Annotated in this window: 21 protein-coding genes; 7 read left to right on the forward strand and 14 right to left on the reverse strand. The window is 36.5% G+C overall.

All coding sequences use genetic code 11. From position 1 onward, the window contains the following. Window positions 1-19 precede the first annotated feature (19 nt). The 9 genes from pstS to pyrH all read right to left on the reverse strand — a co-directional run bounded on the left by pstS (window position 20) and on the right by pyrH (window position 9,067). Complete coding sequence (gene pstS / locus IR022_RS17605) at window positions 20-1,090, reverse strand: phosphate ABC transporter substrate-binding protein PstS (protein ID WP_194204723.1); 1,071 nt, start codon at window positions 1,088-1,090, stop codon at window positions 20-22. Between the two features lie 412 nt (window positions 1,091-1,502). After that, window positions 1,503-2,789 (reverse strand): bifunctional folylpolyglutamate synthase/dihydrofolate synthase, encoded by a 1,287-nt coding sequence (locus IR022_RS17610; RefSeq protein WP_194204724.1) that lies wholly within the window; start codon window positions 2,787-2,789, stop codon window positions 1,503-1,505. 1 nt (window position 2,790) lies between these two features. Then, window positions 2,791-4,233: a cardiolipin synthase gene (cls, locus tag IR022_RS17615; RefSeq protein ID WP_242047185.1), complete on the reverse strand. Its 1,443-nt coding sequence runs from the start codon at window positions 4,231-4,233 to the stop codon at window positions 2,791-2,793. Continuing rightward, window positions 4,230-4,622, reverse strand: coding sequence for a hypothetical protein (locus tag IR022_RS17620; protein WP_194204725.1), 393 nt, complete (start codon window positions 4,620-4,622; stop codon window positions 4,230-4,232). The genes cls and IR022_RS17620 overlap by 4 nt, the downstream gene beginning before the upstream one ends. 91 nt (window positions 4,623-4,713) lie before the next feature. Beyond that, window positions 4,714-5,124, reverse strand: coding sequence for a DUF2809 domain-containing protein (locus tag IR022_RS17625; protein ID WP_194204726.1), 411 nt, complete (start codon window positions 5,122-5,124; stop codon window positions 4,714-4,716). Beyond that, window positions 5,105-6,031 (reverse strand): ribosome small subunit-dependent GTPase A, encoded by a 927-nt coding sequence (rsgA, locus tag IR022_RS17630; RefSeq protein WP_194204727.1) that lies wholly within the window; start codon window positions 6,029-6,031, stop codon window positions 5,105-5,107. The genes IR022_RS17625 and rsgA overlap by 20 nt, the downstream gene beginning before the upstream one ends. 165 nt (window positions 6,032-6,196) lie before the next feature. After that, the gene (locus IR022_RS17635; RefSeq protein ID WP_194204728.1) at window positions 6,197-7,441 is read right to left on the reverse strand and encodes a DUF1015 domain-containing protein; all 1,245 of its coding nucleotides are present in this window, start codon (window positions 7,439-7,441) and stop codon (window positions 6,197-6,199) included. A 231-nt stretch (window positions 7,442-7,672) separates the two neighbouring features. Continuing rightward, on the reverse strand, window positions 7,673-8,233 hold the full coding sequence (frr, locus tag IR022_RS17640) for a ribosome recycling factor (protein ID WP_050710973.1): 561 nt from the start codon (window positions 8,231-8,233) through the stop codon (window positions 7,673-7,675). A 123-nt stretch (window positions 8,234-8,356) separates the two neighbouring features. Next, window positions 8,357-9,067, reverse strand: a complete 711-nt coding sequence (gene pyrH / locus IR022_RS17645; protein ID WP_050710972.1) for a UMP kinase — start codon at window positions 9,065-9,067, stop codon at window positions 8,357-8,359. Between the two features lie 296 nt (window positions 9,068-9,363). Between pyrH and IR022_RS17650 the strand changes: the two genes are divergently transcribed. The 4 genes from IR022_RS17650 to IR022_RS17665 all read left to right on the forward strand — a co-directional run bounded on the left by IR022_RS17650 (window position 9,364) and on the right by IR022_RS17665 (window position 11,290). After that, window positions 9,364-9,729, forward strand: coding sequence for a YraN family protein (locus IR022_RS17650; protein WP_194204729.1), 366 nt, complete (start codon window positions 9,364-9,366; stop codon window positions 9,727-9,729). A gap of 63 nt (window positions 9,730-9,792) precedes the next feature. After that, a complete protein-coding gene (locus IR022_RS17655; RefSeq protein WP_110309395.1) occupies window positions 9,793-10,170 on the forward strand; it encodes an MmcQ/YjbR family DNA-binding protein in 378 nt (125 codons plus the stop codon). Between the two features lie 11 nt (window positions 10,171-10,181). Further along, window positions 10,182-10,562, forward strand: a complete 381-nt coding sequence (locus IR022_RS17660; protein ID WP_050710969.1) for an MmcQ/YjbR family DNA-binding protein — start codon at window positions 10,182-10,184, stop codon at window positions 10,560-10,562. Beyond that, window positions 10,559-11,290, forward strand: a complete 732-nt coding sequence (locus tag IR022_RS17665; RefSeq protein ID WP_194204730.1) for a biotin--[acetyl-CoA-carboxylase] ligase — start codon at window positions 10,559-10,561, stop codon at window positions 11,288-11,290. Before IR022_RS17660 ends, IR022_RS17665 begins: the two co-directional genes overlap by 4 nt. 28 nt (window positions 11,291-11,318) lie before the next feature. Here the strand turns inward: IR022_RS17665 and IR022_RS17670 are convergent, their stop codons facing one another. Beyond that, window positions 11,319-11,990 carry a DNA alkylation repair protein gene (locus tag IR022_RS17670; protein ID WP_242053294.1) on the reverse strand — a complete coding sequence of 224 codons (672 nt, stop codon included), beginning with the start codon at window positions 11,988-11,990 and terminating at the stop codon, window positions 11,319-11,321. A 180-nt stretch (window positions 11,991-12,170) separates the two neighbouring features. Beyond that, the gene (locus IR022_RS17675) at window positions 12,171-12,473 is read right to left on the reverse strand and encodes a Dabb family protein (RefSeq protein ID WP_194204731.1); all 303 of its coding nucleotides are present in this window, start codon (window positions 12,471-12,473) and stop codon (window positions 12,171-12,173) included. A gap of 253 nt (window positions 12,474-12,726) precedes the next feature. Between IR022_RS17675 and pepE the strand changes: the two genes are divergently transcribed. From pepE to IR022_RS17690, 3 genes are all read left to right on the forward strand, one after another. Next, window positions 12,727-13,440 (forward strand): dipeptidase PepE, encoded by a 714-nt coding sequence (gene pepE, locus IR022_RS17680; protein WP_194204935.1) that lies wholly within the window; start codon window positions 12,727-12,729, stop codon window positions 13,438-13,440. Window positions 13,441-13,616: 176 nt separating this feature from the next. Beyond that, entirely contained in the window at window positions 13,617-15,692 is a 2,076-nt protein-coding gene (locus IR022_RS17685; RefSeq protein ID WP_194204732.1) for an HD family phosphohydrolase, read from the forward strand. A 28-nt stretch (window positions 15,693-15,720) separates the two neighbouring features. Beyond that, entirely contained in the window at window positions 15,721-16,089 is a 369-nt protein-coding gene (locus tag IR022_RS17690; RefSeq protein ID WP_194204733.1) for a hypothetical protein, read from the forward strand. Between the two features lie 73 nt (window positions 16,090-16,162). Here the strand turns inward: IR022_RS17690 and IR022_RS17695 are convergent, their stop codons facing one another. The 3 genes from IR022_RS17695 to IR022_RS17705 all read right to left on the reverse strand — a co-directional run bounded on the left by IR022_RS17695 (window position 16,163) and on the right by IR022_RS17705 (window position 19,458). Further along, window positions 16,163-17,944 (reverse strand): DUF4091 domain-containing protein, encoded by a 1,782-nt coding sequence (locus tag IR022_RS17695; protein WP_194204734.1) that lies wholly within the window; start codon window positions 17,942-17,944, stop codon window positions 16,163-16,165. A gap of 174 nt (window positions 17,945-18,118) precedes the next feature. Then, window positions 18,119-18,433, reverse strand: coding sequence for a chaperone modulator CbpM (locus IR022_RS17700; protein ID WP_050710962.1), 315 nt, complete (start codon window positions 18,431-18,433; stop codon window positions 18,119-18,121). A gap of 95 nt (window positions 18,434-18,528) precedes the next feature. Continuing rightward, window positions 18,529-19,458, reverse strand: a complete 930-nt coding sequence (locus IR022_RS17705; RefSeq protein ID WP_194204735.1) for a DnaJ C-terminal domain-containing protein — start codon at window positions 19,456-19,458, stop codon at window positions 18,529-18,531. Window positions 19,459-19,538: the final 80 nt, after the last annotated feature.

Consider the following 19,538-nt stretch of genomic DNA (forward strand, 5'->3'; position numbering starts at 1 on the left):
TTGCAGATCTATTTATTATTTAATTCTGAGGTGCAGCAATAGGTTTAGTAACCTCTATTGCTTGACCATTAAATGTGATTGATCTGATGATAGCTTCTGTTTTTTCTAAAGCTTTAGCAGGTAGGGGAGCGTAGTGAGTTTTCACTGCAATCTCTTGTCCTTCTTTGCTTATAATGTAGTCGAACAATGCCACTAATGCTTTAGCCTGAACTTCGGTTTTCTTGTTGTAGCCTTGATCTTTGTAGGCAATAATCCAAGTAAAAGTACTGATAGGATAAGCTTCAGGATTAGATGAGTTGGTAATGATTTGTCTTGTATCATCGGGAAGGTCAGCTTCGGCTGATGCCGAGATACTTTTATCATTAGCTGCGATAAAGTTACCCGAACTGTTTTGTAGTGATGCTGATGCAATATTCAGTGCCAATGCATATTCAGAACCAATATATCCGATAGAACCTTCTGTTCCCGAAATAATACCAGCTACACCCGGATTACCTTTTGCTGCAACTCCCACGGGGAATTTCAACGATTTTCCACTGCCTATTTCGTTTTTCCAAGCTTCGTTGGTTTTAGCCATATATTCAGAGAATACTGAGGTTGTACCACTGCCATCCGAACGATAAACAGCTGTTATTTCTTTGTTTGGGAATGTAATGTTTGGGTTGATAGCTTTGATTTTAGTATCATTCCAGTTTGTAATCTTACCTCTGAAAATATCTGAGATAATTTCAGAATTCAGCTTCAAATCAGTTACTCCTGGCAGGTTGTAAGATAAAACTACTGCGCCAAGTGCTGTTGGTATATGTATTACATCTGATCCCATTTCTTTAAGCTCTGTATCTGATAAAAAGACATCAGTTGCTCCAAAGTCCACAGTTTTGTCTTTTAAGCTTCGTATTCCGCCACCGCTGCCAATAGCACCGTATGTAACATTGTTACCAGATGATTCTCCAAACTTTTTGAATACTATATTATAAAATGGAGCAGGAAATGTGGCTCCTGCACCCGATAGTTTTGCTGTTTCACCTTTGTTAGAGTTACAGGCTGTCAGCGAGATAGCTGCTGCTAGAATGAATAGTAATTTTTTCATATTTTCGTTTTCTTTAGTTACTTTTATCTGTTGCAATATTAGAGGAGAATTGCAACAATGGTGTCAAGGAAATGTTACGAAATGGTTAAGAATATAGTTAAGATATAAGACCGTGTTATCGCTTTGGCATGTAAAACAACGATATAAAGCTGTAATATGAGAATACATCATTAAATAGTTGTTTGTTTTCCTGCAAACTGAACTCTATATTATTATAAACAGATACTGAGGGGTTTTGTTTCTAATTTATCTGATATTACTATAGTTAAAGGTTATAGTTTATGTGGTAGTTTCCAATAGTAGTCATAAGATTCTCGTTGTAACAAATGTAAATTTGCAACAAAAATATGCTCCGAGATTTCGGAGCCGTTTTTATCTTACGAAGATTTAATTAAGAGTCAATAAGGTAAGTTTAAAAGCATTCTAAAGCTTCTGCCACAACAAAGTTGCTTCCTCCTATAAATATAAGATCATCGGGCTTGGCATTGGTGAGAGCTGCTTCAACAGCTTCTTTTACAGTGTGAAATGTATTTCCTTTCAGATCAAAAGCCGAACCTTTATCAGCAAGTTCTTTTTCGTCCAATGCACGCGATATTGTTGCTCTTGTGAAGTAATAGATAGCTCCTTTGGGAAGGAGAGCTAATACATGACTAATATCTTTATCGTTTACCATTCCTATAACAATGTGCAAACGGTCGTATTTCTCGGAAAGCAGTTGCTCTGAGACATATTTTATGCCTCCAACATTATGACCAGTATCGCAAATTATTTTAGGGTTAGCTTGTTGGATTATCTGCCATCTGCCCATAAGGCCTGTAATTTCTGTTACCAGCGAAAAGCCTGTGTAAACCGATTGCATAGTGGTGTGGATTCCTCTTTTACGAAGGGCATCAACAGCGCAAAGTACAGTTGCCGCATTCTTGATCTGAGGTAAACCACCCAATTCGCCTTTCAGATTAGGGTAAGCATTTGTCTGGAACAGCCACGAGCCGTTGTCCAATTTATCGGCTGCATATATAAGATTCTCATCTTCTGCAAATATAATAGGAGCATCAACCGATTGAGCTTTCGATTCAAATATTTTGCGTACCTCTCCCTCGGCTTCGCCTATAACTACGGGAATATGGGGTTTTATAATACCTGCTTTTTCATAGGCTATCTTTTCGAGTGTATCTCCTAAAAATTGAGTGTGATCGAGGCTTATATTTGTGATAACCGATAGCTCGGGAGTTATAATATTTGTACTGTCTAAGCGTCCGCCAAGACCTACTTCAATTATAGCAATATCTACTTCTTGCTCTGCAAAATAGCAGAAAGACATCATCATCGTCAGTTCGAAAAACGATGGGTGTATAGGCTCGAAATGTTTCTTGTGATTAGCTACAAAATCGACTACGTATTGTTCCGATATTTTCTTGCCATTTACACGTATTCGTTCTCTGAAATCTACCAGATGAGGCGACGTGTAGAGTCCTACCTTATGTCCTGCTTGTTGAAGTATAGCCGCAAGCAAGTGCGATGTTGAGCCTTTACCATTAGTACCTCCAACGTGTATTGTTTTATACTTTTTATGAGGATGGTTAAAGTATTTGTCTAATGCCAAACTATTGTCTAAGCCTTCCTTGTAAGCGCTTCCGCCAACATGCTGATAAACGGGTAACTGGCTATATAGATATTCTAGAGTTTCTTGATAGTTCATTTTATAAGAGAGGTGTAAATAGTCTGAAAATTGATTCGAAGAATCGTCTGTGTCTAGGTCTTTTGTCCCACTCTTCGGGGTCGACTAGCTCAGAAGATTCCATATCATCCAGAAATATATTTTTAGCAGTCAATGCAGTATCTTGGTTGTAGATAAAGGCATCAATCTCAAAATTATGTTCAAAGCTTCTCACATCCATATTTGCTGATCCGGTTATGGTGAGGGCATCATCTATAACTATCATCTTAGAGTGAATGAATCCTCCTGTAAAGAAATAAATCTTAACCTTGGTGTCTAAAAAGTTCTTGATAAACGATTGGGATGCGATATTCACAAATGTAGTATCTGATTTTTTAGGTATCATAATCCGTACATCTACACCACTCATAGCAGCCGTTTGTATGGCCAACATAATGGCATCGGTAGGTATCAGATACGGAGTTTGTATATAAACATATTCCTTTGCATTGGTTATTGCCTGAAATATGCCTTGATGTATCTCTTTAAATTCTCCAACGGGACCACTTGTTGCAATCTGCATCAGATTATCACCTTTAGCAGAGAGGGGAGGGAAGTATTTATTAGCTACCAAAAATTCAGAACGAGAGGCATACCAGTCTATAACAAAAGAGGTTTGTAGGGCATGCACCGCTTTCCCTTCGAGTTTAAAGTGGCTGTCTCGCCATACTCCACCCTTAACACCATTGATGTATCGGTCAGCAATATTCATTCCTCCCATGAAACCGACTTCGCCATCAATAACCACAACTTTACGGTGATTACGATAGTTTACACGGCTGGTTAATAAGGGGAATGCAACTTTAAGGAATGGGGTAACTTGTATTCCTGCTTTTGCCATCTCTTTATAGAATTTTCTTTTGGCAGTCCAAGAGCCTACGTCGTCGTATAAGACTCTAACTTCGACACCCTCTTGTGCTTTTTCTATCAAAAGACTCTTCACCTGATTGCCAATAACATCATCCATAAAGATGTAATATTGGAGGTGGATGTATTTCTTCGCCTTTCTTATTTCTTCGAAAAGGGCGTCAAATTTATCAATACCATTTGTATAAAAGGTAATCTTGTTGCCTCCGTAAAGTGGTGTATCTTTTTGTTTGTTGAGCAGATTGATTAATCCTTTGTACTCTATGGGTGGATTTAGAGTCTCTAGTAATTCTATTCGTTCAAGAGTTTTTCGGTTTATCTTTTTGTGCATCTTACGAGAGATCAACCTTTGTTTACGGTGATCTTCTCCAAAGAAGTAATAAAAAATAAGCCCGACTAAGGGCAGCAGCAGAAGCACTAATACCCATGCTATTGTTTTTAATGGATTTCTATTCTCGGAAATAACAACTATTACGACTCCTATTGCTGTAAGTACATATAGCAATTGGAATACTAAAATGAAGTTATTTGCCGAAAAGATTTCCATTATATTATTCATACATCGAGTAGTCTAAGTATATCTTCTTTTAAGATAGTTCTGTTCCACGAATATGTTTTGTCTGTAGCTTCGATATACTCTACCAGGTCGAGAGCTCTATGCAGTTGATACACTTCCTTTATATCACTTATTTCGTACTTAGTTAGCAAGAGTTTGGCGTATTGCTCAATCAGGTCGTTGTCGCCTATTTTTATCATAATAGTCTCTGCCGAATCTTCTTGGCTGATGTTGAAATCATTATCAAAAAGAGTAAAGCATTCACGCAGAATCTGTTTTTTCTCGGTAGTGACAGATTCTAAATTCTTATCCTGATTTATCAGTTCGTGTAGCTTGCTGAAAAAGTCTTCGATAAGTCGTTGTAAATAATCTTTTTTTCTTTGCTGAATCATGTAAGTAATTTCAACTGTTTAGTGCTATTTTTGATAACGATAACTAACTGTTTTTATTAGACTAACCTTATCAATAAAAAGGTTAGTGCTCTTATTGTGTGATTGCTTTCATTTCTTTTCTATCTAAAAATAGACAGATAATTGCTCCTAATGTATAGCAAAGCATATCGCCCCAACTAAATGACGAACCTATTACGATTCGCATAATTCGATTGTCCTGCATATTTAAAACTTCAACTAAGTTGAAATATTGTCCAATTTCTACAGCGTATGCAAAGAATAAAACTCCGATAGCCAAAGGTAAGGGATTCATCTTTACAAAGGTCTTGAAAAAATAGTACATCAAAATAACAACCAGTACATCGCCTCCATAGGGTCGGATAATACTATCTTTTACAAATAAAGCTATAATAACCTCAATAACAAATATAAGTAAAAAACATAAAAAAGATTTAAGATCGAATCTAAATTTTATAGCGACCTTACTTTCTGTATTTGTCATTGGTTTCGTCTTCTAAAATATTGATATATGATTTATATCTGGTTTCGCTTATATAATGATTCTCTACGGCTTCTCTAACAGCGCATCCCGGTTCATTGGTGTGCATGCAATTGTTGAAGCGGCAATTGTGCGAGAATTTAAATATCTCGGGGAAGTAGTGGCTTATTTCTTCGGGACTCATATCTACTGTTCCGAAGCCTTTAATACCGGGAGTATCTATAATGAAGCCTCCTTGTGGTAGTTCGAGCATTTCGGAGAACGTCGTTGTATGCATTCCCTTTCCGTGATAATTAGAAATATCACCTGTCCGCAAAGTAGCATTGGGCACTATGGCATTGATAAGAGTTGATTTTCCAACTCCCGAATGTCCTGAGAATAAAGTTATCTGGTCTTTTAGCTTATCATTCAGAATATCTAGTCCGGTGCTGTTTCTTGCTGAAATTTTGAAGCATGGATAACCTATATACTCATATAAGTTTATCAGCGCTTCCATATATTCTATTTCCTCTTCATCACAAATGTCTATCTTGTTGAATAGTAGATTGACTGGAATACGATATGCTTCGGCTGAGGCTAGAAAACGATCTATAAAGACTGTCGTAGTCACAGGCTTTGAAACGGTGACAATGAGAAAGCACAGATCGAGATTAGAAGCTATGATATGAGATTGCTTCGATAGGTTAGACGATCGTCTGATGATGTAGTTCTTACGGGTTTCAATTTCAGTAATAACGCCAGTGTTATCTTCGTTCATAACAATAGATACTCTGTCTCCTACCGTTATCGGGTTGGTACTTCTGATATCTTTAAGCCTAAAACTGCCTCTTATTTTGCACTCAACATCTTTGTTCTCATCTGTTCGTACAAGATACCAGCTTCCTGTATTTTTTATAACCAATCCTCTCATCAAGCTTTTTTCATTGTTTTCTAATTCTTAAGGTCTTAGACCTTTTTGATATTAATTAATCTTTCGTAGGTGTATAACGTTATACCTCTACTTTTCTTTCGTCTGTAAAGGTATAAATTAAGTGCTAATAATGATTTATTCTTGTGCGATTTAAGAATGCATACCTCAATTTAGCTTGTGAATAACTAATCCTGATCGAAGCTTTGGTTCAAACCAAGTAGTTTTGGGAGGCATAATATTGTTTGAATCTGAGATTCTCATCAATTGCTCCATAGTAACAGGATGGAGAACTATTGCCAGAGCCATTTCACCACTGTCAACACGTTGCTTCAATTCATTTAAGCCTCTTATTCCTCCAACAAAATCAATTCTCTTGTCGGTACGCAAATCTTTGATACCAAGAATGTCGTCGAGAATATATTTAGATGAAATGGTTACATCAAGTACATCTATAGGATCATCATCGTTATAAGTATTTTCTTTAGCAGTTAAACTATAGCATTTGTGATCTAAATAAATAGAGAAGTTGTGTAATCCTATTGGGCGGATTATATCCGATCCTTTTTCTTCAATTACGAAAGAGGCTTCTAGCTTTTTTAGAAACTCAGAGGGAGTTAGTTCATTGAGGTCTTTTACCAAACGATTATAATCAATAATGTTGAGCTGGCTTGCCGAAAAACATACCGCCATAAAGTAATTATACTCTTCGCTTCCTGTGTGATTGGGGTTCTTCTGAGCCTTTTCAGCACATACTAATGCGGCGGCTGCCGATCGGTGATGCCCATCTGCAATATATAAATAGGGTATTCGAGCAAAGAGATCGGTTATATTATTTATATCCTTTTTATCATTTATTATCCAGAAATGATGCCCTACATTATCGGGAGTCGTAAAATCATATTCGGCAGGCGATGCTATAACTCGCTTTATGATTATATTTAATTCTTCATTGTCAGGGTATGCAAAGAAAACAGGCTCTATATTAGCATCATTCACACTAACATGTAACATGCGATCTTCTTCTTTGTCTTTTCGGGTCAGTTCGTGCTTCTTTATTTTCCCCGTCATGTAATCGTCAACATGAGAGCAAACTACTAAACCGTACTGAGTTTTTCCATTCATTGTTTGAGCGTATACATAGTAATTTTCCTGCTCATCTTGTACAAGCCATCCTCTTTCCTGAAATTTGTGAAAGTTTTTCACAGCACGCTCATAGACCTCGGGGTGATGCTCGTCTATTTCTGTTTCAAAATCAATTTCGGGTTTAATTATTCGGTACAACGACTTTTCGTTACCTTCTGCTTCAAGTCTGGCTTCAAGAGAATTCAATACATCATAGGGGCGTGATGCTACTTCTTTGATGATACTTTTAGGAGGGCGTAAGCCTTTAAATGGTTTAATTGTAGCCATAAGAGATGTGTTTTAAGTGGAATGGATAAAAGGTTTCTTTATTTCCTGTAAGCGTATTAAGTTGATCTAAATTATTTAAGGATATATTTTAGAATACCCTTTGGCTGTTACTGTTTTTAATAAGGTATGACAATTTGATAAAGTGTGTAAGATAGCAAAAGAGTAAAGAATAAAGAGCTTTATACCTCTAAATTCTTTACTCCCTATTTCTTTTTAAGAAAAGACTGAAACTTATACAGTCATAATCTCTTTTTCCTTAGCAGCAAACAAGTCATCTATTTGTTTGATATACTTGTCGTGAATTTTTTGAATAGAAGCTTCTGCATCTTTAGCAACGTCTTCGGGAGTACCTTCTTTTACTGATTTTTTTGCAGCATCTATAACGTCGCGACGAGCATTACGAACGCTTATTTTAGCATCTTCGGCTTCTTGTTTCGATTGTTTTACGAGTGCTTTACGGCGTTCTTCGGTAAGAGGAGGAATAGATAAACGAATCATCTCTCCATTGTTATCAGGGTTTAATCCAAGATCGGAGTTGATAATAGCTTTTTCTATTTCGCTTAACATATTTTTTTCCCAAGGTTGGATAACGATAGTTCTAGCATCAGGAGTATTAACAGAAGCAACACCTGTAAGAGGAGTAATATTTCCGTAATAGTCTAATTTGATACCATCCAAAATACGAGGATTTGCTTTTCCTGCACGTATGTGAGCCAAAGTTTCTTCTAAAAACTCAATTGTTGATTGCATTTTGGCTTCAGCTTTCTTTTCGAAGTCTTTAATGTCTGTCATTTGTTGTGAAAATTACAAATATGTTTATTCTTTCTATTTATTAAATATGGTTGTATGGAGCGTATCATTAGCAGCTTATCTGCTTATTATATCAAGCGAAGCCATAAAAAAGTCTGCGACCTCTTATGCGTGAACGTAAGTACCAATGTTTTCGCCTCTCATCACCTTCGCCAGATTGCCAACAGTGTCCATATCGAAAACAACGATCGGAAGATTGTTTTCTTTGCACATCGTAGTTGCAGTTAAGTCCATAACCTTAAGCCCTTTGTTGTATACATCGTCGTAAGATATATTCTCAAATTTGGTTGCAGTAGGGTCTTTTTCAGGATCGGCGGTATAAATACCATCTACACGAGTACCCTTTAGCATAACATCGGCTTCTATCTCAATACCTCGAAGTGCCGAACCTGTATCGGTCGTGAAGAATGGATTGCCCGTTCCGCATGAGATAACAACAACTTCGCCGTTCTCCAATGCTTCTATAGCTTTCCATTTAGAATACAACTCGCCAATAGGTTCCATTCGTATGGCTGTCAATACACGAGATTTCTGTCCGATAGCAGTCAAAGCCGAACTGAGTCCCAAGCTATTGATTACAGTTGCCAGCATACCCATCTGGTCGCCTTTTACGCGGTCATATCCTTTCGATGCACCACTCAGTCCGCGAAAAATATTTCCACCTCCGATAACTATTCCGACCTGCACACCCATTTCTGCAATTTCTTTAATTTGGGTTGCATATTCCGACAAACGTTTTTCGTCGATGCCATATTGTTTATCTCCCATGAGAGATTCGCCGCTAAGTTTGAGTAGTACTCGCTTATATTTTGCCATTTATTAAGTAGATAAAAGTATTTAGTGATACATCTTAGGGTAATAACAGACTATATCTGTTATACTTGCCAAAATATTAAATAGGTACAAGACCTTAAATATTTATACAATAATAAATACAAAACTAAATAATTTTTGTTACAATCAAGCCAATGTGAATATCAAAGCTGCTAATTATTATAAAAATAACAATTTGTTACGAGCCTCAATTAGAAGAATTCTTTTAGAAGGTTATTAATAAAGAAGAGTATAAATCATATATTTGTAATACTTAATAACCAAACTAATCTAAGAAGATGGCAGAACACAACGATCTGGGGAAAAAAGGTGAAGATCTTGCCGAAGACTATCTTCGTAAGAATGGTTATCAGATTATAGAATGTAATTGGGGTGTCGGGAAATATGAAATAGATATAATTGCATCTAACACCGAATTTATTGTTTTTGTGGAAGTGAAAACCCGCACATCCAATCACTGGGGAAATCCGGAAGAGGCTGTGTCGAAAACAAAAATCAAACGAATAGTGGAGGCTGCCGATTTTTATCTTAAAGAACATAATATCGAAACTCCTGCCCGATTTGATGTAATAGCTATCGTTATAAATAAGAAAACGCAGGAAATAGATCATATAGAAGATGCTTTTTTTGCACCGGTAAATTGAGCTACGAGAGTTTATTATAGTTGAGAATAGGATTAAATAAATACTTAGCATTACTTAAGTGATATGAATATAGAAGATGTAAGAGAATATTGCCTTTCGGTAAAAGGAGCGGAAGAATGTTTTCCTTTTGATGAAACTACAATTGTATTTAAGGTAATGGGTAAAATGTTTGCCTATATGGGGTTAGAAAGGCGCGATGATGGTTTTATGTTAAACCTGAAATGTGATCCCGAAAAGGCAATAGAACTTAGAGAAAAATATGAGTGTGTTATTCCCGGTTACCATTCCAATAAGAAATATTGGAACTCTATTTTTATTGAGCAAAATATGCCGGATGACGAACTTAAATACTGGATTAACCATTCAGTCGAAGAAGTCATTAAAAAACTACCCAAGAAACAACAGGCAGAATATGCTGAAATGAAGTCGGACTCTCTATAAAAAGAAACTCTATGAATATTGAAGACCTGAGAGAGTTCTGTATGTCTGTAAAAGGAGCGAGTGAATCGTTTCCATTCTTTGATGATAGAATATTGGTATTTAAAGTAATGGATAAAATGTTTGCTTATGTGAATATCGAACCTAAAGATGCAATGTTCAGAGTGAGTATGAAGTGTTATCCCGAAAGGTCGGTAGAGTTGAGAGAAAAATATGAAGGCGTTGTAAATGGTCAGCATACTAAAACCTTAACATGGAACTCTATTTATCTGGAGAGTGATGTTCCAGATGATTTAATAAAAGAGCTTATTATGCATTCGGTAGAAGAAGTAATCAAGAAATTGCCTAAAAAAAGACAAGCGGAATATGCTGTTATGGAGGATCGAAATATATGAAGAAGCCATTGTTTATTCATTTGGAAGAAGTAACATCTACCAATTCTTATCTGAAAAACCTTAGTGACATAAAGTCTTTGGGAGATGGAACATCTGTATATGTTGATTTTCAAAGTGCTGGGCGAGGTCAAAGAGGCAATTCGTGGGAGTCGGCAAAAGGCGAGAACCTCATGTTCAGTACTATCTTATATCCCAAGGGACTAAAAGCCGATCGTCCGTTTATTATATCTCAAATTATATCTCTTGCAATAAAAGATGTGTTGGATAACTATACCTTGGGTATCTCTATCAAATGGCCGAATGATATTTATTGGAACGAGAAGAAGATAACGGGTATTCTTATCGAAAACGATATTATGGGAGACGAAGTCAACCGAATGATTATAGGGGTAGGGCTTAATCTTAATCAAGATACTTTTACGAGTAACGCCCCTAATCCTGTATCGTTGAAACAGATTACGGGCGATTCATATAATGTAGAGGATATACTGACTCAAATAATAGAGCGTCTGCTTTTTTACTATGCAAAACTAGACTCTCCGGAAATAATAAAAGCTGAATATAAAGCCTCTTTATTCAGAAAAGAGGGGTTTCATCTATTTACTGACAATGAGGCAACTTTTCTTGCCCAGATTTACGATGTTGAAGATTCAGGCTTGTTGGTCTTAAAACTCGAATCGGGTATGATCCGAAAATTCGCCTTTAAAGAGATCAAATATATTCTCTAAAGTATTTCTTTTAGAATTGTTTATCTCTTTAGTTATCGTAGAAAAATTCGAAATCAAAAGAAAGGCTGTCATAAATTTCTTTTAGTAACGGATCTTCCGAATCTTTGAATATTGTCACCTTTTCTAAAATTTTCTCAGCCAATGTGGGGGAGAACTTACCTGCATTTTTCAGAAACAAAACGGCGGCATTGCGTAGAGATACGTTTTCGGAAACAATATCTTTCCATATATACTGAAATGTATCTATTTCTATCGTTCCTGCAAATTTTTTCGCGAGTAAAAGTCTTACAATAAGCCAATATCCTGTTGCTCGTACATTCTCATCCTCTTCGTTTATCCACTCTAAAGCTATTTGATCAGAAAAGTCGAGAACCTGAAAAAGATTTACACAAACCTGTTCCCTTATTTCCTGATTAGGAACTTGCGACACCCACTCATTAGCCGTTTCTTTTGAAAACTGATCAGCAGGGTATAACAATGTTGCCAATATCTTTAATTCACGAGTTCCGTCTAACCAAAGAGTTTCAGCCAGATCTTTATCCGATTCATAACGAGAGGCAATCTCTTTAATCTTTTGTATAGATACGCCAAAATTGAGCTTGTAATTAAGCCCATAACCTCTCATACTCGCAGAAGCAACACCATTCATTGTCATTCGGCATCGCTTGCGAATATCTTTTATAATTTCTTCCTGCATCATTTTAGTAACTGAAAGTATGTAAGTAATGCTAATACTTAATGCAATGTTCTATCACTCTAACTATTTCTAGTTGTGTGCATGGCAAAGCAGTAAATAAGGCTTGCAACCTTAATGCCGTATTACAAGAGTGTAACCGGCAGTTGATGTATATTTAGATAGAGCACAAATAGATATGTGTTCTTAAATCTCGTAGTCAACAGCTACTCGGCTATTTACGGCTTCTTTTACAAAAGGTAATACAGCTTGGTGTAATGGGTGATTTTGATAAAAGTCCAATGCTTCCTTAGATGCCACTTCGGAATAAAGAGCTACATCGTAATTAGCAGCCGAATCAAGAAAATTGATACCTACTTCAACTTTAAGCAGGCCATCTATTTTTCCGTTAAGAGCTTCTAGTTTTTCTTTGATTAGCAAAGCGTTTGTAGCCTTATCATTTCCATGAGCTTCTTCTTTGAGCTTCCAGAACACAATATGTTTAACCATGGTGTAATTGTTTTTTTGAAAGTATTAGATGCACAATGTTTAGAATTAAATAATGCAACATTAAATACTTACTTGTTATTTATTCGTAAGCAAATATATAGAAAAAACCACTATTAAGAGTAGCCTTTCTGACGAGTTTTAAGACCCAATGATCTCTAAAATAGGAATACTTATCTAAACTTTGTTTTGCAATATGCACTGCATCAATCATATTATACTTAAATTTGTATAGAAATTACCAATAATTAGAATGATGAAATTATTATTACTGAGCAATTCAACTAATCCGGGTGAGTCGTATTTAGGTTATCCTAAACAAACAATAAAATCTTTTTTAGGAGATAAACCCCTCAATATAGTGTTTATACCTTATGCAGCAGTAACTTTTTCGTATGACGAATATGCGGGGAAAGTAAACGATAGCTTGCAGGAAGTGGGTATTCAGGTAAAAGGAATACATACATTTGTAGACCCCAAAGAAGCTATACGCACAGCAGATGCTATAATGATTGGTGGTGGTAATACTTGGAAATTGACCCGAACTCTTCAAGAAAACGATTTAATAGATCTTATTCGCGAGAAAGTAAATACAGGTACACCTTATATTGGATGGAGTGCAGGTTCTAATGTGGCATGCCCAACATTGAGAACTACAAATGATATGCCTATTGTGGCTCCTTTGAGTTTCGAAACACTCAATTTAGTTCCTTTTCAGTTGAACCCACATTATCTGGATGCTCATCCTGATAATCATGGTGGAGAAACCAGAGAAATGAGAATAAATGAATTTGTGATCGAAAATCCAGATATTTATGTAGTGGGTCTGAGAGAATCAACTATTCTGCATTTTGAGAATGGAAAATTGTCGTTGATTGGAGATCGCTCTGCACGTATATTTAAATTCGGAAAAGAGCCATACGAATTGACTTCTAAAGATGATTTCAATTTCTTGGTGAATTTGAACTAAAGTCATTGCTCAATAGTTAATATGTTGAGTAACACTAAACTGTTTTAGTGCCATGTTGTTATTGTAGAGACAATCTTTTCGATGTGTGTTTATCATTGGATTGATCAGATTTAAACTCTTCTTCCGACAAATACTATTAAACAAGTAAAGAGGTCTGCGACCTTAATTATATAACTATGGGATATTTAAATAAGAAAATAAAAATACCAACCCCTACCTTTTTTATATTTGCGATTATTCTGATAGCTTACTTTGCTCCACGTGAGACTACTGTAAGTTACAATGAAAGCGAAGGTAAGCCTTGGCGGTATGGACTTGTGACAGCCCCTATGGACTTTCCTATCTATAAGCCAGAAGCACAGTTAGAGCAGGAAAGGGATAGTATTTTAAAGGAATATATCCCTTATTATAGCTTGGATAAATTCAGATCGGAACGGGCAATAACTCTCTTCACCAATGATGCTCAGGCAGCTGAAATTCCTAAAGGATATATTCAGTATGTACAGCGAAAAATGCACGAAATTTATCAGGCAGGATTAATTGCTGCGACTGATTATGATAAGATAGAGGAAAGCTCCTTGAAACAGCTTTACCTAATTAATGGGGATAATGTGGCTTCTATCCGGAATATCAATTCATTCTATACTTCGAAGCTTGCTTATGAGAAGTTGATAAATGATCTGCCCGAAAATTTGCAATTGTATGTTATTCAGTCTCTCAACTTGAATAATTACTTGTACGATAATATAATCTTAGATAGCGAACTGTCGAAGAAAGCAAAAGATGAATTATTGATGAGGGTTCCTTTTGCGGAGGGGAATGTTTTAGCAGGACAAAAAATTATCGATAGAGGAGAAATTGTAACTGCAAAAACAGTGCATATACTCAACTCTTTACAGAAAATAACCGAACAGAAAGAAGGGTCGGGTACGCGTAAAAATTGGATGATAGTGGGGGATATTATTTTGATAACCGCCCTTATTATGGCATTTATGACTTACTTGATATTTTTCCGTCCAAGAGAATATTATGACCGTCGCAATGTCGTCTTCATGCTGATGATGATTGTTGTACTGTGTGTACTTACAGGACTGTTTGTAAAGCTGGGATTCAATGTCTATATAATCCCTTATGCTATGGCAACGGTTATGGTACGTACGTTTATCGATTCTCGTACAGCCATGCTTACACATCTTATAACGGCTATAATCTGTTCGCTGATGGTACCGTTTCCTCAGGAGTTTCTTCTGTTACAGATACCCGTAGGCTTTATGTGTATCTTTAGTTTGAAAGATTTGTCGGAAAGATCTCAACTTATAAAATCGTCATTCTTTATCTTACTTACCTATACATCTCTTTATATTGGTGTAACATTGGCTCTGAAAGGCGATATCAAACAGATTGACCCTTTGATGTTCCTTTATTTTGCGATCAACTTTATGTTTGTAATGTTTGCATACCTATTGGTGTATATGTGCGAAAAGGTGTTCGGTTTTATATCGGGAGTGAGTATGATCGAATTATCGAATATCAACAAACCTTTATTACAGCAACTGTCGGAGGTTGCACCGGGTACATTTCAGCACTCGATGCAGGTCTCTAATTTGGCGGCAGCGGTAGCTACACGTATTGGAGCAAATGCACCGCTGGTTCGTACCGGAGCATTGTACCATGATATTGGAAAGATGACTAACCCTGCTTATTTTACCGAAAATCAGATTCCGGGAATGAATCCTCATATAGGCCTTTCATATAAAGAAAGTGCACGCATAATTATAAACCATGTACCCGAAGGAATTAAGATTGCTCGAAAATACAATCTACCTCAACAGATTATCGACTTTATAGCTACTCATCATGGAACGGGAAAAGTGAAATATTTCTACAATTCTTATAAAAATGAGCATGCAGATGAGGTTGTAGATGAGGCTGACTTTTCGTATCCGGGTCCAAATCCGTTTACAAAAGAAACAGCGATTCTTATGATGGCAGATACAGTAGAAGCTGCATCGAGAAGCTTAAAAGAATATACGGAAGAATCTATATCTCAATTGGTAAATAAGCTAATTGATACTCAAATGCATGACGGATTACTGAGGAATGCACCTATTACCTTTAGGGATATTGAGATTGCAAAGAATATATTCAAAGAGAAGTTGATGACTATATACCATTCTCGTATTGCCTATCCAGAATTATCGAAGGAGGCAGAAAAGAACATAGAAGAGGCAGAAGAAAAAGCTTCGATATAAAATTAAACACACTAAATTTTCTGAAAAAATGGATATGCCAAAACCTTTAAGGGTTGTAAGTATTGTATTGATAGTATTAGGTATTATAAGAATAGTTGCGGGAATATTGGGACTTATAGGATTGCAAGCTTTTCTTGCTGAAAATCCTAATTTGATTACTCAGGTGATAATTGAAAATTTTGTGGCAGGTCCGCTAATCTTGATATCAGGATTGTTATTATTGAAAGGTAAAGTAATCGGCCGAATCCTTTTAATTGTAGCAGTAGTTGCTTCATGGATTGCTAGTTTTGTAATTTCCAAAGAATATAGTGTTGGTACTTTGATTATATTCAGTGCCATAATTGCTATTCTATTCTTAGAAGATAAGATCAAGCAGTATTTTGCAGAAAAAGCTTAAACAAATTTGTTCTAAAATAAAAAGAGGCGATGTTTGATTTCAAACATCGCCTCTTTTCTATTTCTCGTTCTCTTTACTTAGAGATTTCGTTAATCGTCATCTTCGCTTTTTTCAACATATCATTAATAGGCTCTGTTGGTTCAATTGTCTTGAATTTAGCAACTTCGGCATTCAGTTTTTCTAACTTGCTTAAAGATTCGGGAGTGTTGGCTTTCTTCAAGTCTTCTCTTAGAATGCGAATCTTTTCAAAATCTTGGATACCTTCTATCAAACGTTCGAAGCGTATAGAGCTGCGTGCCTCAGGATATACAATATATGTATCACCGGCTGGCCATGTTTTGAATCGAGAATCGGTCAATGGGTTTTCTACCCATGAGTTGTATGCCCAACGCAAGAAACCGTCGAAATCGGCAGCAATAGCATACCAACTGGCATAAACAGACTCTGCTGAGTTGGAGAATGTAAACATATTGGGGAATTTGTCAGAACAGCAAACGTAATACGTGGTTATCAAACCTTTTTCGCGACGCATAGCTATGTCAGCCGAATCTACTTTTGCACCGGCAGCTACACACATATCTTTTATGAATGGGTATTTTTTATAGCTTTTGTGATTATCAGCCAATGATATTCCTAACTCGGGTGCTACTTTTTGTAGAAGGTCTACTGTTGCTTTCATAGCTTCGGGCGAACGCTCGTCCATAGCAATATTAGTTATCTCTAACCAGCCCTTTTCTTTCAGATGTTTGGTGAAATCGGTTAAAAACGGAGTCCACATATCAGCGAATATTTTTGTTCCCGGATCAGCCTTCACGTTTATAATCTCTTTAGAGGCAGCATCAGTATAATGTATCTCGTTATTCCAAGGAATCATAGAGTAACAATTGATCATTTTATTGATTCCTAAATCCATCATTAGTTGTACCCACTTGTCGAATATGGTATAGTCATAAGACCATGTTCCATCTGTGTTTTTAGTCCATATAATCATATCTGCATATGGGTCGAAGCATTGGTTGTTCCAAGGTTCTTTGTTGATGTTTGCAGTAATAACCTTCTGTCCAGCATCGGCAAGCATTTTCATTTGAGGTTTAAGGGCTTCAAAGTGTTTGTCGCTCCACATTTCTAGGTTCTGAACACGAGCCACAGCCGAAGGATGTTGCCACAAATCAAGGTGATAAGTCCATTGGGAAGGAGAAGGCAAAGTGCGGTCTTGAACCTCTATGCTTATCTCAAATTCCTGAGTCTTTTGATCTCTTGCATAAACTTTAAGCTTACCATTATAAGTTCCTGCTGTTGCCGATTGAGGAATGTTTATACTAAGCCATACTGGGCGTACCGTTTTAGCTTCGATGTTAAAGCACTCCAAATTATCGAGCATATCGGCAGCTAGTGACGAAGGGAAATCCTCGGGTTTACGATAGCCGCAACCCGGCTCGAATATATCGGTCATAACATAACGAACAAATCTGGCTTGAGCTATATCAGAAGATAGTTTTCCGTTGGGAGAAGTAAAATCGCTGAATTCGCATTCTACTTGTTGAATATCTTCAGCACTCCAAAGCAATAGTTGTCCCGAAAGTTTTTCACCTTTCCATCCGGTTACCGTATATGATTGACTATTTGTAATTTCGGGCATTACCGACCTAGGATATTTATTGTCTATGCTGACAAAAGAAGCATTAAGCCCCGGAGGTGTCTGGCTCCAGTTCGACAGAGTATCTGCTGTCGGATCAGCCATTTCAGCAAAAGTGTCACACGTTTTTATGGGTCTTTTCTGTTCACAACTTGCAGATATTCCGCAAAGTATTATTAGGCAGATTAAGTTTCTTGCCAAAATCAAGTTTTTTTTCATAGCATCTAAAAAGATTGGTTATTATAGTATTTCGTAATAAACTGTCTTACAACAATAAGGTATAAATGTACTAAATAGTCATTAGTAAATAAAATAAAATATAGTTAATGGTTGCCTTTTAATAAATACTTCTCTCTAAAATAAAAAGAGACATCAGTATTGATGTCTCTTTTCTTATTCGTCTATCTCTTCCCACAAGTCCTTATGATGGAGCGATTTTAGTTTTCGTAACGAGTATAGCTCTTGTTCCAGGCTCTGCACTTTCTGCAATAAATTTTGTATTACATCAATACCCTCTATGTTAATAGAAAGATCGTAATACCAATTAGCAAAACGCTCGAGATCTTGCAATTGAGATTCTCTTATATAATGTTCCCCTTCAACTATCTCTATTTCTATCAATCCTTCGTTCTCTAACAGATCGATGAAAGATGGTTCTACTTGCGAACTGTTACAGTATTCTTCTATTATAATTAGTCCTGTTTTCATAACGATATTCTTTAAGTAACAGTAAATATTAAATACAATATTATTCAATAATATCAGCTTATTGTACTTATACTTACTAAAGTAATAAATAGATATTAGACTTTGGATTGATAACTTGCAAGTTTTCTGAAGAGGTCTTTTTGCTCATCATTCAAACCTGTTGGTACCTTCACGGAATAGGTGATGTATAGGTCACCAAACTGTCCGTCTTTTTTATATACAGGAAATCCCTTGCCTTTTAACCGAACTTTAGTTCCGTTTTGAGTTTCGGGTTTTACTTTCAATTTTACTTTTCCCGAGAGAGTATCTATCATAGTCTCACCACCCAATACTGCCGTGTATAAGTCTAACGACTCATTTACATATAGGTCGTCTCCTAATCTTTTGAATATAGGGTCTTCTGCAATTACAAATGTGATATACAGATCACCGTCAGGACCTCCGTTTACTCCCGGTCCTCCTTGTTTGGGTAGTTTGATAACTTGTCCGTCGGCAATACCCGCGGGAACGGTTATACGTATATTTTTACCATTAACGGCAAGAGTTTGCTTATGTGTTTCCGATGCATCTTTTAAGCTGAGATGTAATTCGGCAGTATAGTCTTGCCCTTTGAAACCATGCGATCTGCCGGAACGCGAACCTCTACCTCCTCTGTTTCCGAATAAGGATTCAAAGAAGTCTGAAAATTCGCTGTCGTCACTAGAGTAGCTATAACTGGCATCGCCTCCAAATCCGCCGAAGCCTCCTCCAAAACCTCTACTTTGAGATTGTTGTTGACGGGCTTTTTCGTATTCTTCGCCATGTTGCCAATGTTCGCCATATGTATCGTATTTTTTTCTTTTTTCGGGATCACTCAAAACCTCATTCGCTTCATTAATCTGCTGAAATTTTTGATGTGACTCCTTGTCATCCGGATTCAAATCAGGATGATATTTTCTGGCTAATCTTCGATATGCCTTTTTGATATCGTCGGCAGAGGCATCCTTCTTTAGCCCAAGTACGCTATAATAATCAATAAATGCCATATTTTATTTAGTTTATAGAGTTTGTACTGATTATCGATTTTTCTTACAACTTGTTTTCCTTGTATAGACATATTAAATAC

The organism is Dysgonomonas sp. GY617 (assembly GCF_015233815.1).
Lineage (GTDB): Bacteria > Bacteroidota > Bacteroidia > Bacteroidales > Dysgonomonadaceae > Dysgonomonas_A.